12 protein-coding genes and 1 pseudogene are annotated in these 14,712 nt (G+C 36.8%); 11 read left to right on the forward strand and 2 right to left on the reverse strand.

Annotated elements, in window-relative coordinates:
* The 3 genes from AC1W31_RS18355 to AC1W31_RS18365 form a co-directional block, all read left to right on the forward strand.
* Positions 1-555 (forward strand): transposase family protein (locus AC1W31_RS18355; protein ID WP_481735947.1); only part of this gene is annotated, 555 nt, incomplete at its 5' end.
* Positions 556-573: 18 nt separating this feature from the next.
* Entirely contained in the window at positions 574-939 is a 366-nt protein-coding gene (locus AC1W31_RS18360; RefSeq protein ID WP_481735957.1) for a hypothetical protein, read from the forward strand.
* A 153-nt stretch (positions 940-1,092) separates the two neighbouring features.
* The gene (locus AC1W31_RS18365) at positions 1,093-1,584 is read left to right on the forward strand and encodes a transposase (RefSeq protein WP_481735948.1); all 492 of its coding nucleotides are present in this window, start codon (positions 1,093-1,095) and stop codon (positions 1,582-1,584) included.
* A 43-nt stretch (positions 1,585-1,627) separates the two neighbouring features.
* Here the strand turns inward: AC1W31_RS18365 and AC1W31_RS18370 are convergent, their stop codons facing one another.
* Positions 1,628-1,747 (reverse strand): transposase, encoded by a 120-nt coding sequence (locus AC1W31_RS18370; protein ID WP_481735949.1) that lies wholly within the window; start codon positions 1,745-1,747, stop codon positions 1,628-1,630.
* Between the two features lie 351 nt (positions 1,748-2,098).
* Between AC1W31_RS18370 and AC1W31_RS18375 the strand changes: the two genes are divergently transcribed.
* From AC1W31_RS18375 to AC1W31_RS18410, 8 genes and pseudogenes are all read left to right on the forward strand, one after another.
* Entirely contained in the window at positions 2,099-5,200 is a 3,102-nt protein-coding gene (locus AC1W31_RS18375) for a SusC/RagA family TonB-linked outer membrane protein (protein ID WP_481735950.1), read from the forward strand.
* 18 nt (positions 5,201-5,218) lie between these two features.
* A complete protein-coding gene (locus AC1W31_RS18380) occupies positions 5,219-6,781 on the forward strand; it encodes a RagB/SusD family nutrient uptake outer membrane protein (protein ID WP_481735951.1) in 1,563 nt (520 codons plus the stop codon).
* Between the two features lie 61 nt (positions 6,782-6,842).
* Complete coding sequence (locus tag AC1W31_RS18385; RefSeq protein WP_481735952.1) at positions 6,843-8,327, forward strand: family 43 glycosylhydrolase; 1,485 nt, start codon at positions 6,843-6,845, stop codon at positions 8,325-8,327.
* 112 nt (positions 8,328-8,439) lie between these two features.
* Entirely contained in the window at positions 8,440-11,865 is a 3,426-nt protein-coding gene (locus AC1W31_RS18390) for a VCBS repeat-containing protein (protein WP_481735953.1), read from the forward strand.
* 18 nt (positions 11,866-11,883) lie between these two features.
* A complete protein-coding gene (locus AC1W31_RS18395; protein ID WP_481735954.1) occupies positions 11,884-12,042 on the forward strand; it encodes a hypothetical protein in 159 nt (52 codons plus the stop codon).
* A gap of 135 nt (positions 12,043-12,177) precedes the next feature.
* A pseudogene (locus AC1W31_RS18400) lies at positions 12,178-12,831 on the forward strand (family 43 glycosylhydrolase); the annotation flags it as partial.
* A 17-nt stretch (positions 12,832-12,848) separates the two neighbouring features.
* Complete coding sequence (locus AC1W31_RS18405) at positions 12,849-13,028, forward strand: hypothetical protein (RefSeq protein ID WP_481735955.1); 180 nt, start codon at positions 12,849-12,851, stop codon at positions 13,026-13,028.
* A 59-nt stretch (positions 13,029-13,087) separates the two neighbouring features.
* Complete coding sequence (locus tag AC1W31_RS18410; protein WP_481735956.1) at positions 13,088-14,083, forward strand: arabinan endo-1,5-alpha-L-arabinosidase; 996 nt, start codon at positions 13,088-13,090, stop codon at positions 14,081-14,083.
* Positions 14,084-14,151: 68 nt separating this feature from the next.
* On the opposite strand, the gene AC1W31_RS18415 is transcribed toward AC1W31_RS18410, so the two are convergent.
* Entirely contained in the window at positions 14,152-14,478 is a 327-nt protein-coding gene (locus AC1W31_RS18415; RefSeq protein WP_481735958.1) for a transposase, read from the reverse strand.
* Positions 14,479-14,712: the final 234 nt, after the last annotated feature.

Raw genomic sequence — 14,712 nt, forward strand, 5'->3', positions numbered from 1 at the left:
CTGGATTTTACGTTACTCAAATTTCAAAATACTACCACAAATATTGATTTCGAGGTGTGCAGCTGTCAAATTTCCAGTTGTTGTCCTCTGTGTCATACCATTAGCTTCAAAATTCATAGTAGATACGCACGAACGATTGGAGATTTGCCTGTTTCTGGTAAACTTGCCAAGTTAAAACTTCAAGTTCGTAAGTTCTTTTGCGAGAATACGGATTGCGTCCGTAAAATTTTTACCGAACGATTTAAAGAACAACTTAGCGCATATTCAAGACGTTTTGAGCGCCTCAACGACTTAATATCGTCCATGGGGCTTGAATTGGGCGGTAATATGGCGCATCGAATTGGCAAATTATGTTATGTAAAAATTAGTGCTTCTACTATTCTTAGGTTAGTCCTTAAGTGTCCAATTCCTGCCATTCAATTACCCAAAATCATTGGTGTGGATGACTGGGCATTTAAAAAGCGACTAAAATATGGGACGATAATTGTTGATTTAGAGAAGAATGAGGTGATAGATTTGTTACCTGATGGGGAGGGTAAAACCCTCACAGATTAGCTGAAACAGTATCCATCCATTGAAACGGTTAGCCGAGATCGCTCATCAACCTATGCGAGTGCCACTACGGAAGCAGATGGTAATATTGTGCAAATAGCCGACCGTTGGCATATTTTAAAAAACCTCACCGAAGGTTTTGAAGGATTTTTGAATACTCAGCGTGAAAGTTTGAGAGATATTTCTGCTGAATTAAGTGAAGAGCAACAATTAGTATTAGAAAGTATAGTACCAGAGAAAATAGAAATCGCTAAAAAAGATATTGTAATAACGGAACGATACCATGATAACTTTCTAAAAGTAAAGGAGTTACAACTTGAGGGAGTTAGTAAACGTAAAATCGCTAAAATTCTTAAAATGTCTCGCCATACGATTGACAGATATTAGAATCGAACATCGTTTCTTCAAAAAGTTAGCCATCAAAAGAGTAATCTTCTTGATTTTGAGGACTATCTCATCAAACGATGGCAAGAAGGTGAACAAAAAGTAAAAGTTCTGTTTGAAGAAATTAAAGAGCAAGGCTTCAAACACAGTATTAATTTGGTCTATGATTTTGTAAAAAAGTATCCCAAAACAGTCGTTGAAATTTTACCAGAAGCGGCGAAAGTAAAATATTACTCTTCAAAACAACTCAGTATTTGGTTAAGCACTTTCCGTAAAGATTGGTCAGAGGAGTTACCAAAGGCATATTTAGCGAAATTATTAGAAGATAATCCAATCATTAAGAAGGTTAGAAACACCGTTTTAAATTTTAGAAGGCTGATGAAAGAGAAAGAAGGAGATAAATTGGCCGCCTGGTGCAATGAAGTCATCAATGATGAAAACGAAAATATCAAAGGGTTTGCCAGAGGTATACTAAGGGCGGGCGGCGTTCCGCATTTTCAAGCTGTTTATCAGGGATTTGTATCAAACTGGAGTAACGGACCAGTCGAAGGCCAAGTCAACAGGCTCAAAAATATCAAACGACAAATGTACGGTCGTGCGGGTTTTGAACTTCTCCGAAGGAGAGTGGTAATTACAAGTCAAAGGTAGCTTTTCACCAAAATTGACGAATAACCAAATTTGTCCGCATTTCTCAGTAGAAGGTTGCTGGTGCGATACCATGCTCTCGGCAGATGGATTCTACAGTCTTATCCGAATTTTGACTCTTCAAAATTGACACAATTTGGCTCTCTGTGAAACTTTTTTTCTTCATTTTTTTACCGTTCAAAAGATGGGAAAGTTAATTACTTTTTTCCACTTTTAAATGGTTACGCCTTTTGGTGGGAGGACAATTACGCAAACAAAAATAATTATTTTTCAAATAGTATAATTTTTCAAATAAAAAATATTAATTTTATCGAATCAAAAATAATGTGTCAATTTAACACCATTAATTATCTGGTGTTTTTATAATCATTTTATACGTTTTTAAAATTGTGTCAATTTAACACTATTATTTTTTCGCCCATGACTAAAAAAATAACGACCAACAGCAAGTTTGAACAACATAACTTGTTCACGCTCAATTCAAAAAGCAATTTTTCAATCTTAATCAAATTATTCTATGAAAACACATTGTCCAAATAAAAAGGCATCACAAAATAGTACCAGAAGATTTTTAGGAAATATGTCATCCTTGTCTCTGTTGATGTTTTGTTTGATTTCACTTTTTTTCACTAATGCTTCACTCGGTCAGAAAACAGCTTCTACTATCAAAGGTATTTCTGGCAGAATAGCGGATGAAAACAACAGCCCAATCGTGGGTGTTAATATCAGTTTGAAAGGGACGAATGTCGGTTCAACTTCTGATGCACAAGGAAATTACAAATTATCAATTTCAGAGGCTCAATCTAACGCAATTTTGGTTTTTTCTTATATTGGATACACGACCAAAGAAGTCACAGTTCGTAACCAAAGTGTACTTAATGTAACGCTTGTAGATGATACCAAAGAATTATCCGAGGTCGTTGTTGTGGGGTATGGTACGCAAAGAATCAAAGATTTAACGGGTTCGGTTGGTGTTGTAAAAATCAAAGATGCTCAAAAAACCGCAACGCCAGATATTGCTAAACTTCTTCAAGGACAAGTTGCGGGAGTAACCGTTCAAGGCAATGGAGAACCCGGGGGCGGGCTTCAAATTAAAATTCGTGGGATTAGTAATTTTGGTAATAATACGCCTCTATTCGTAATTGATGGTGTTCCTGTAGATGGTGCGAATGATTTTAACCCAGGAGATGTAGAGTCGATGCAAGTGTTGAAAGATGCTTCTTCGGCGGCTATTTATGGGGCTCGTGGGGCAAATGGCGTGGTTATTATCACGACAAAACAAGGAAAAGAAGGAAAACTTAAAGTAACCTACAACGGCTATGCGGGTGCTCAAAACGTGGCGAGAAGATGGGATTTAATGGACAGAACGGGCTATCAAAAAGTCGTTTCTGCTGCTGAATTAAATGCTGGATTGAGAATTGCCCCGGGTAATGATCCAAGCAACCCAGCTTTCATTAGTAATGTTAATACAAATTGGCAAAATGAAGGGTTGAAAACTGGCTACATAACTGATCATACAATTAACCTTTCGGGAGGAAGCAAAAGTTTGCGTAGTAATGTTTCAGTGGGATATTTTAACCAGACAAGTACCGTTACTGGACCTCAATCTTATAAACGTTTTACTTTAAATGCTAATATTACTGGAGAAAAAGGGAAATTCAAATTTGGGGCAAAAGTAGGTTTTACAGATGCCGACAGAGTGGGTGCCGAAAATACTCGTGAACACGCCGTTTTTGGAGGTGCAGTGGCAAGTATGCTTACCGCAATTCCAACAATGCCTGTTTTAGACCCGAACCGTTTAGGTGGTTTTGGGGGTAGCGACAACAACACACAAAGAGCAATTACGTTGAACGTTGTGGGTATGAATTCATTGTTGAAAGGTACTGACAACAGAAACCGTTTGTTAGTAAATGGTTGGGCTGAATACGAAATTGTTAAAAATTTGAAATATAAATTAAACGTAAGTCATGACCGTTTAGATTTCGTTTACAAATATTTTGAACCAGAATATGATTTAGGATTCTACTATTTAACCCCAAATGCGGTTTATAACGAAAATCGTGGTGATAATGTAACCAATTTGATTGAAAATACCCTTTCTTATAATCTTGAAGTTGGCAAACATAGAATTGATGTTTTGGCTGGTTATACTTTCCAAAGTTTCACCAATAGTGTTGTGCAAGGAACAGTAAAAGGCTTAGAAAAACCTTATATTCTTGAATTGAGTAGCCCAATTAAAATTGATGGTGGTAGAAATGTAACGGGTACAAAATATGAATCTGCTTTGGTATCGTACTTAGGTCGTTTAAATTATAACTACGCTGACCGTTACTTATTGACTTTCAATTTCCGTCGTGATGGTTCTTCTAAATTTAGTCCATTGAATCGTTTTGGTAATTTTATGTCAATTGGTGCAGCTTGGAATATTCATAATGATATTCAATTGCCAGCTGCCATTAATACCATGAAATTGAGAGCGGGTTACGGAGAATTGGGAAATCAGTCAATTGGCGATTACCTTTTTGATACCTTCATTAATGGAAATGCTGGATACGTTTTTGGGGGTGTTTTAGCCCCTGGAGCAACTCGTACCCAGGTAGTTGACCCAAGTATTAAATGGGAATCGAAACGTACTACCAACGTTGCCCTTGATATGAGTTTATTGGAAAATAAAGTTTCATTCACGGCTGAGTATTTCAATAATACAGCTTATGATATTTTAGCTCCCGTGCCAATTCCTTATTCAGTAGGAGCAACCAACACCAGTATTATTACCAATGCGGCTTCAGTTAGAAATAGTGGTATTGAATTTTCAGCTACTTATCGTAAAAAACAAGGCGAATTTCAGTACGAAATTTCTGGAAATATGCACACGTTGAGTAATAAAGTATTGGCTTTGGGTGGTACAAATAGCCCAATTTATGGCGCTGCCAGTATCACAGAAGTTGGTGGTGAAGTTGGGCAATTATACGGCTATCAATCAGAAGGAATTTTCCAAAATAACGATGATATTAAAAATCATGCTGAGCAAATTAATGCTGCTCCTGGTGATATTAAATTTAAAGATGTTAATGGTGATGGAAAAATTACGGCTTTGGATAGAGTATACTTAGGTTCAGCCATTCCAAAAATTTCTTACGGAATTAACTTGTCTGCCAGTTATAAAAACTTCGACTTTTCAACTTTCTTCCAAGGACAAGCGGGCAACAAAATTTACAACGGTGTTTATCGTAATTTGATGGGCTTGCAATATAGTAATGGTCATGTTAATGCCCTCAACTACTGGACTCCAGCGAATACCGCTACCAATGTTCCAAGACCAATTATTGGCGACCCAAATGCCAATGGAAGAGACTCTGACCGCTTTGTTGAAGACGGAGGATATCTTAAAATGCAGAATTTTCAAATTGGATACACCATTCCTTCGGTAATCTTAAAAAAGGTTAAAGGGGTGGAATCAGCAAGATTCTACGTTTCTGGACAAAATGTATTTATGCTTACTGGATACAGAGGTTATGACCCAGATTTTACGAGTGATGGATTATTCTCTCGTGGATACGATTATGGTTCATACCCAAATCCAAGAACATTCATGGCAGGCGTACAAGTAGGTTTTTAATCAATTAAATTCAAGAAAATGAAAAGGAATACCATAAAAAATATCGCTTTTTTTGCAGGATTGATGCTATTGAGCGGAGCTTGCGAAAAACAATTAGAACAAACAAATCCAAACGCTCAGACTTCAGCGACATTTTGGCAAAGTCAAGATGATGCCCTCAAAGGCGTAAATGCGGCCTATTTAACTTTAGCCATTGACGGCGGATATATGCGTTCGACAAATTTATTGTTGGATAATCGTGGGGATGATGCAAAAAGTAATAGCCCTTGGGACCAAATGTATAATTCGGGAAAATTTGCCCTTAATGCTGGAAATGACGCTATTTACGGTTGGGCTTACGGTGCTTATTACGAAGGAATTTCAAAAGCCAATTTGGTGTTAGATAATGTTCCGAATATTGCCATGGATGCTGAATTGAAAAAAAGAGTTTTAGGACAAGCCTATTTTTTGAGGGGACTTTACTTTTTTCACTTAGCAAATATGTTTGGAAATGTTTCAATTCCAACGCATTCAGTTCAATCAAAAGCCGATTTTACGGTGGCACAATCAACCTCAGAACAAGCTTGGAGTCAAGTAATTGATGACTTGAAAAAAGCGGTTGATATGTTACCAGCAAATTATGATGCAGTAACGGGTTCTGACAAAGGACAAACTGGTAGAGCAACCAAAGGTGCAGCCATGGGATATTTAGGAAAAGCCTATTTATTCAATAAACGCTACCAAGAAGCATCGACTCAGTTTAAGGCAATTATTGATATGAATACCTATAAATTGGTTTCAAGCTATAGAGACAACTTTACGGAAGCAAAGGAAAATAATAGCGAATCACTCTTTGAAGTACAATTTTCTCGTGATGCAGGTGGAAAAGATTTAAACTGGGGTGGCGAGCCTGCACCGGGTTGGGGTAGAGTAACGGGTCGTGCAATTACTTACGGGGCAAGGGGTTTGGGCTGGACAGACGTTCAACCAACTCGTTGGATTTTTGATGAATATCAAAAAGAAAAAACAACGGACGGTAAAATTGATCCAAGAGTAACGGCAACCATGTTTTATAATGCTCCCGGCATTATGGTTTATGGCATTGAATTTTCGAAAAGATACGGTGGTAATGCGCAAGATTTGAACGACCTTTTTGTAAGAAAATATGCTAATGATGATACAAAAGCGGATGAATTTGACTGGCGTTCGGGTATCAATGAGCGTTTGATGCGTTACGCCGATGTGTTGATGATGTATGCAGAGACGTTGAATGAATTAGGACAAACTTCGCAAGCCATTCCATATATTCAACAAGTGAGAGCAAGAGTTGGATTGGCTGATTTGAATATAGTTAGACCCAACATGACCCAAGCCGATTTCCGTGATCAATTAGCACACGAAAGAGCCTTAGAATTTTGTTTGGAAGGACACCGTTTTGATGATGTAAATCGTTGGGGATGGTTGAAAGATGCTTCAAAATTAGCAGAATTGAAAAAACACGATCCAGAATTTGAAACCTATAAAGCAGGTAGAGAATTTTTCCCAATCCCTCAAAGAGAGATTGACAATAATGCGGGGGTTAAGCAAAATCCATCGTATTAATTTTGGTTGAATTGACAAAATTGAGGGAGAAAATTGCTTCTCCCTCACATTTTTTATGTTTATGAGAAATCGCATATTTTTATTATTTGCCCTCATTATTACTTTTATCTCTTGCGAGAAAAAAGATAATAATCCGCAACCAACTACACCGACAACGTCCACAATTCCAGTGGTAACCACACCAAGTTTTGATATTAATACCATCAAAGACAGTTATGACGACATTGCGAATCCCATAAATTTCTTGAAATGGGGTTGCTATAATGTGCATGACCCTTCCATCATCAAACATAACGATACTTATTATTGCTACAATACCGATGTAGCTTTTGGCTTTGATATTCGGGCGGGCATTCAAATTCGCTCTTCCAAAGACCTTGTTCAGTGGTTTACATACGGCTGGGTTTTTGACCAATTACCCAAAATGGGTGCTGATTTTATTCAACAAAATGGAACTCAGCCTTTCAATTCATTATGGGCGCCTTACGTTACAAAATATAATAATGAATTCAGACTTTATTATTCATTATCTTCCTCGGACCCACGCAGAAGCGTTATTGGCTTAGCAACCGCTACCAATCCAGAAGGTCCTTGGACTGAAAAAGGCTTGGTTGTGGTATCATTAAATGATAATTCTCGCCAAACTAATGCCATCGACCCGACCGTTGTAACCACGCCAACGGGCGAACAATATTTTTACTATGGTTCTGGTTGGGATGGAATTTATATGTTGCAATTAAACCCAGCGACGGGATTGGCTTTGTCGCAAGGTGATAAAGGAAAACGCATTGCTAATCGAGGTTTTACCGACGGAAAATATAATGGAAATATCGAAGGGGCGGAGATAATCTATAACAAAGAACTCAAAAAATATTACCTTTTTATCGCCTACGATTGGTTGGCGACAAAATACAATGTTCGGGTTTGCAGAAGTGATTCGCCGGCTGGACCTTTTTATGATTACAATGGAAGTGATGCCAATAAAGACGTTGACCATGAACCAATGATTTTGGCACCCTACCAATTTAATGGACACGTGGGCTGGCAAGGGGTTTCGCATTGTTCGGTTTTTCAAAATCCTGATAATGGACAATATTTTATCGGACATCAAGGCAGACCAGGAAATCAGCCAGCGTATATGATTCTGCACGTGCGGAAAATTTTGTGGACGGAAGACGGTTGGCCTGTGGTTTCGCCCGAGAGATTTGCTTACGAAGAAACCAAAAATGTTGAAGAAACTAAAATAATTGGCGATTGGGAACGAATCATATTTGGTTATCGAGTTGTGCCAGGATATGACAAAGAGCAAATTTCTCCCGATTTTCAAAAATCAGTGGATTTGAAAATAAATGCCGATAAAACCCTCAATAAGGACCCTGCAAGTACTTGGAGCTACAATGCACCGTGGCTAATTTTAAAATGGAGCGATGGAACAACCGAAAAAGTAAACGTTCAAGCGGGACGTGATTGGGAAAATAAAAAAGATAGTTTTGTCTTTACAGGCTTAAATAACAAAGGGGCTTCCGTTTGGGGAAAGAAAAAATAATACAGGTTCCAACCTGTCAAAAAAGTAACAGAGGTTTTGACCCGTGACAGAAAAGTAATACAAGTTTCCAGTATTTCAGAATAAAATTAAACAGCGTTAAACCTGTGGTACAATGCTAAAACAATTTCAAATAAAGCCACTATCCATTTCAAAAAAAAATATCTTTTTGTTGTTTAGCGTGATGTTTTTTAGTTGCCAAAAGCAGACTAAATCGGCTTTATTTTTTACCAATTTACAAGCTTCCGAAACCAATATCACCTTCAATAATCAAATTACGGAAAGTGATTCGGTCAATTTTTACACCAATGAATATATGTACATCGGTTCGGGCGTAGGCGTTGGCGATTTTAATAATGATGGCTTGCAAGATGTCTTTTTCGGAGCGAGTCAGGTGGGTTGTAAATTGTATTTGAATAAAGGAGGGTTACGATTTGAAGATATTTCCGATAAAGCTGGAATTAATAAAACGCAATGGGTCACGGGTGTGAGTGTGATTGATATAAATCAGGACGGTTGGCAGGATATTTATCTTTGCGTTTCCCATTTTAAAGACCCTCTAAAACGTAAAAACTTGCTTTTTGTAAATCAGGGTGGACAAATTCCAACTTTCAAAGAACAAGCGGAAGCGTATGGTTTGGCGGATACAGGATTTTCAACGCAAGCCGCTTTTTTAGATTATGACAAAGACGGAGATTTGGATATGTATTTATTGAATCACAAACTTTTTGAGCCACAACCCAATCGTTTAGTTCCCGTTGATTCTTCGGGAAATGCCCCTGCGGCGGATAAATTATACCGTAATGATTTTCCCCAAAAGTATTTTACCGATGTTTCAAAACAGACTGGCATTAAAGAAGATGGCTACGGTTTGGGGATTGTCATTGCCGATTTAAACCAAGATAATTTTCCCGATATTTATGTAGCAAACGATTATTTGAGTAACGACTGTCTTTGGTTGAACGATAAAAAAGGGCATTTTACGAACATCATTTCCAAAGCGACCAAACATCAAAGTTTCAGTAGCATGGGTGTTGATGCGGCCGATATCAACAACGATTTACTGCCCGATTTAGCGGTTTTGGATATGATGCCGAATTCAAATGAACGTAAAAAAATGATGGTTTTGGGTTTCACGCCAGAAAAATTTGAAATGCAAAGAAATCTTGGTTATCAGCAACAATTTTCTCGAAATATGTTGCAGTTAAATCAAGGAAATAGACAAAATAACGAGCCACTTTTTTCTGAAATCGGGCATTTGGCGGGCATTGCCGAAACTGATTGGAGTTGGAGTATTTTGATGGCAGATTTTGACAATGATGCTTGGAAAGATATTCATATCAGCAACGGACTTGCCAAGGATTTAACTAATAACGATTTCATTGCTTTTACGCAAGAAGAAATACCGAGCGAATACAGTTTTGGTGGGGGAAATTCGCAAAGTATTAGTAATGAACAAATTAAAAATTGGCGTAAAAGATTGGATGAATTTGAACCTGTGAAAAAGACAAATTTTTTCTATCATAATAATCAGAGTTTGACTTTTGAAGACCAATCAAATTTGGTAGGAATTACCGAAAAATCTATTTCACAAGGAGCCGTTTATGCCGATTTGGATAATGATGGAGATTTGGATTTAGTGGTCAATAATATGAATCAGGAGGCGTTTGTGATGCGAAATGAATTACGCAAATCAACCGCTGATACGACGCATAATTTTTTACGAATTGAACTAAAAGGCAATCTTGGAAATTTGAATGGAATTGGGTCTAAAGTATTGATTTACAGTAATAATCGAGTGCAAAGTACTGAACAATCTCCCGTTCGGGGTTATGCTTCTACAGTAGATAATCGTTTGCATTTTGGTTTAGGAAATAGTCAAAAGGTCGATTCTTTAAAAATAATTTGGGCAAGTGGGAAAGGACAAATTTTACGGAATTTAAAAGTAAATCAGTCCGTTATTTTGAGCGAAAAATTGGCTAATATTTTGCCAATGGTCACACAGTTGTCTGTGTCTCCACAGACGATATTTAAGTCGCCTTTGACTCTGTCTTCACAAACAATAAATTTCAAACACCAAGAAACACCATTTTTTGATTATTACATTCGCCGATTACAACCTCAAAAATATTCACAATTAGGCCCATGCCTGACAAAAGGTGATATAAACGGGGATAAATTAGAAGATGTTTTTGTGGGCGGAGCCGCCCGACAATCGGGGAAATTATTTGTACAAAAACAAGATGGCAGTTTTGAAGCGAAGGATTTAGAAACCTTCGGAAAAATGGAAGAAGATTTGGCCGCTGAATTTTTCGATGTCGATAATGACAAAGATTTAGACTTAATAATTACGGGTGGAAGTACCGAATATCCAAGGGGTTTTCTGTCCGTTCCAAGATTATTTTTGAATGATGGAAAAGGAAATTTCAAGAAAAATATAAATGCTTTTCCTCAAAATATAAATGTATTTTCCAGTACAATTGCCCTAAATGATTTTGATAAAGATGGTGATTTAGACGTATTTATTGGCGGAAGAATTGATAATGAAAATTTCCCAAAATCTCCTAAAAGTTATCTTTTTGAAAATCAACAAGGAATATTTAAAGAGGTAACTACTTCATTATTTAATGATTTACAAAATGTAGGAATGATTACTGATGCACTTTGGATAGACGTTGATAATGATAAAATTGAAGATTTAGTAGTAATGGGCGAATGGACATCAATTCGTTTTTTTAAGAATACAAAAAAGAAACTCATTGAAATTACGGATAAAACGACTTTGCAAAATAATACAGGAATGTGGCGTTCATTGGCTTCGGCAGATTTGGATGGTGATGGCGATTTGGATTTGGTAGCAGGGAATTACGGGCAGAACAATAAATATCACGTTTCGGTGGAACGCCCTTTTTATCTTTTTGCCAAAGACTTAGATAATAGTGGAAGCAATGAGTTAATGCCTGCGTATTACATTCGTAATGAGAAAGGAGAATTTGAATTATTCCCGGATTTTGACCGCAACCAAATTGCTGAACAAACGCCCATTATTAAGAAAAAATATTTGTACCATAAAGATTTCGCCCAAGTTACGATGAATCAATTTGTGAATAATTTTGGGAAGGATAAATTATTGAAATTACCCTGCGAAAATACCAAAAGTGTTTGGTTAGAAAACAGGGGAAATGGACAATTTAAAAGCCATGATTTGCCAATTGAAGCCCAATTTGCACCCGTGAATTGCCTCTTAATTTCTGATTTTGACGGCGATGGGAAAAAAGATATTTTGTTGGCTGGAAATGAATATCAAACCGAATATTCAACGGGTAGAACTGATGCTTCTTTGGGTTTGCTATTAAAAGGAAATGGTAAAGGAAGTTTTAAAAGTATTCCGCCTCATAAAAGTGGATTTGTGGTGGAAGGAGATGTGAAATCAATGTTATTAATTGATAATCAAGTAGTTGTGGGAATAAATAGTGAGCCTGTTAGAGTGTTTAATACCAGATTTAAGGATTTGAATATCGTTGCAAAATCTAAAAAATGATTACCAAATAAATTTCTAATGAAAAAAAAATTATTCCTTTTATTAATTGCCAGTCAAGCAATGTCTCAGTTAGTTGAGTTGCCAAATGGCAATCCAATTATCAAAAATAAATTCACCGCTGACCCTGCGGGTTTGGTTTATAAAGACAAAATGTACATTTACACAGGACATGATTAAGCCCCAAATCGTGAGCAGCGTTATGTGATGAACGAGTGGTTGGGTTTTTCCTCTTCCGACATGAAAACGTGGACAGAACACCCTGTACCCATGAAATTTACGGATTTTACGTAGGCAAAAGGGGATGCTTGGGCTTCGCAAGTGGTGGAGAGAAACAGTAAATTTTATTGGTACGTTGCCGTTGAACACGGAACTATTAAAGGAAAAGCCATTGGTGTTGTTGCAGTAGCGGATAATCCACTTGGTCCTTTCAAAGATGTCAAAGGTTCTGCAATTGTTACGAATGATATGACCAAAAGAGCAACCATTTCTTGGGATGATATTGACCCAACGGTTTTTATTGATGATGATGGTCGTGCGTATCTTTTTTGGGGAAATACGGCTTGTTATTATACAAAACTAAAACCAAATATGATAGACATTGACGGTGAAATTAAGCAAGTTCAAATGCCTACAATATTCACCGAAGCCCCGTGGGTTCACAAACGTAAAGGCACCTATTATTTAAGTTATTCGATTGATTTTCCCGAAAAAATGGTCTATGCAACCAGTAAAAGCATTAATGGCCCGTGGAAATTTGAAAGTTTAATTTGTGAAAACGCAGGAAATTGTAATACAAATCACCATGCAATTATAGATTTTAAAGGCAAAACCTATTTCGTTTATCATAACGGAGCCTTATCGCCCGATGCCGCAAGTTTTCACCGTTCAGTTTGCGTGGATGAATTGAAATACGATAAAAAGGGGAAGATTCAGAAAATTGTAATGACCTCGGCGGGATTGAAATAATAAGGAACCAAAAAAAATTGAAAAAATCATTAAAATATAGCCTTCTTTCTCTCCTCATTTGTGCAAATTTTTTTACCGCATTATCACAAATGCAATTTGAGAAAGACATTACGGTTGATGTGAAAAAGAAATTGGTAAGTTTAAATCTTCCCGCAAAATCTTTTATCCTTTATCGGATTAAGGTTTTGGATAAGTAGATTGTAATACGAACCAATCCAGAAAATAAAAAACAGAAACGATTTTAAAATTCTATCTGATGCTGAAATTAGAAAATACAGTTCAAAAAAATAACCACCGAACAATTTTGCTGTTTGGTGGTATTCTTTGCTTATTCTTTTCATTTTTTGCGGTTGCTCAAAACGAGTCAATCGTTACGCACGACCCAAGTACAGTAAAATTTGAGAATGGAAAATATTTCTATTTTTCTACTGGAAACGGTATTCAAGCGGTACAATCGCCCGATTTAAAAGACTGGAATATTACAAAGCCAATTTTTGAAGAAGATAAATTTCCATCTTGGATTACTGAACTCGTCAAAAATTTCAAAGGTCACTTTTGGGCTCCCGATGTCATTTTTATGAATGGCTATTTTTATGTGTATTATTCATGTTCCTCGTTCGGTTCAGCAGTTTCGGCGATTGGTGTGGTGCGTTCTAAATCCTTAGACCCAGATGATGTAAAATACACTTGGGAAGATTTGGGTTTAGTAGTAAAATCTGAGAAGAAAACCGATTTCAATGCGATTGACCCAGGATTATTCCGAGATTCAGGTGATAAATTTTACATGACTTACGGCTCTTTTCACGGTGGAATTGGGGTTGTCGAAATTGATTCTATTTCGGGAAAAATCAAAGGAGAAATCAAGAAAATTGCGGGTGGCAGAGAATCCGATTGGGAGGCTCCGTGCATTATCAAAAACAAAGATGAATATTATCTTTTTGCCAATAATGGTCTTTGTTGTAAAGGATTAAATAGTACGTATCGAATTGTGACGGGAAAATCAAAGTCTGTTTTCGGACCATATTTAGACCAAGAAGGGCGAGATTTAACGAAGGGCGGTGGAACAACCGTTTTGGCAACGCACGGAAATATTATTGGTCCCGGTCATGTTGCCCTATTATTTAGGGATAAAAAGAACTTGATTTCAACGCATTTTTACAATGCTGAAAAAGGAGGTCAACCCAATTTCAAACTCTATGAGTTGAAATTCGCTAAAAAATTCCCTGTTTTCAAGAATATTAATTTTAAGTAAGCACCCGTTATAAATTAGTTTATGTTAAAATCGGGCTGGAATCACCATTGGGGGTTCACTTATACTCGTTAGGAATTGGATTGCGAATAAAAGACGTGAAAATTTAGAGTCATCAGTGAAGATATCTCGTCTTTGTATTGGTTGATATTTTTAAAGAATTTAAGAATAGCCTGTCGGAATTCTTCTTTGGTTCGATAGAACTTGGTGTTGATTATTTTTTTTCTCATAAACTTCCACAATCGTTCTATTAAATTGAGATTAGGAGAATACGGAGGTAGAAATAGGGGTTTTATTGGCGTGTTTTCTATCCATGCCATCAGTTCTTTATTGCGATAATATCTGGCATTATCTGAGATAATATAGATATTTTTCTTGTTTGGATTTGCGTCAATAATTTTCTGATAAAGAGGTTTTCATTACGAAGAGACGAAAATTACACATATCAAACGAAATATTTAGTTTTAAAGGTGAATTTTTCGGAGATTTGGAAGAAGAACCTCTAAGGGAAGTGTGTCTCACATTTAAGTGCCCTCCCAAGATTATTAAACTAAATTATCAATCTACCCCGAGTTTGTTACAACTTTATGCAAAAAATACCCAGAGTTCGTTACAAAATAATTGTATATTTG

The organism is Arcicella sp., from assembly GCF_964672035.1.

Coding starts and splice junctions, on each gene's coding strand:
- AC1W31_RS18370 (WP_481735949.1), bottom strand. CDS start 1,747: ATGAAGAAAAAAAGTTTCACAGAGAGCCAAATTGTGTCAATTTTGAAG.
- AC1W31_RS18375 (WP_481735950.1), top strand. CDS start 2,099: ATGAAAACACATTGTCCAAATAAAAAGGCATCACAAAATAGTACCAGA.
- AC1W31_RS18380 (WP_481735951.1), top strand. CDS start 5,219: ATGAAAAGGAATACCATAAAAAATATCGCTTTTTTTGCAGGATTGATG.
- AC1W31_RS18385 (WP_481735952.1), top strand. CDS start 6,843: ATGAGAAATCGCATATTTTTATTATTTGCCCTCATTATTACTTTTATC.
- AC1W31_RS18390 (WP_481735953.1), top strand. CDS start 8,440: ATGCTAAAACAATTTCAAATAAAGCCACTATCCATTTCAAAAAAAAAT.
- AC1W31_RS18395 (WP_481735954.1), top strand. CDS start 11,884: ATGAAAAAAAAATTATTCCTTTTATTAATTGCCAGTCAAGCAATGTCT.
- AC1W31_RS18410 (WP_481735956.1), top strand. CDS start 13,088: ATGCTGAAATTAGAAAATACAGTTCAAAAAAATAACCACCGAACAATT.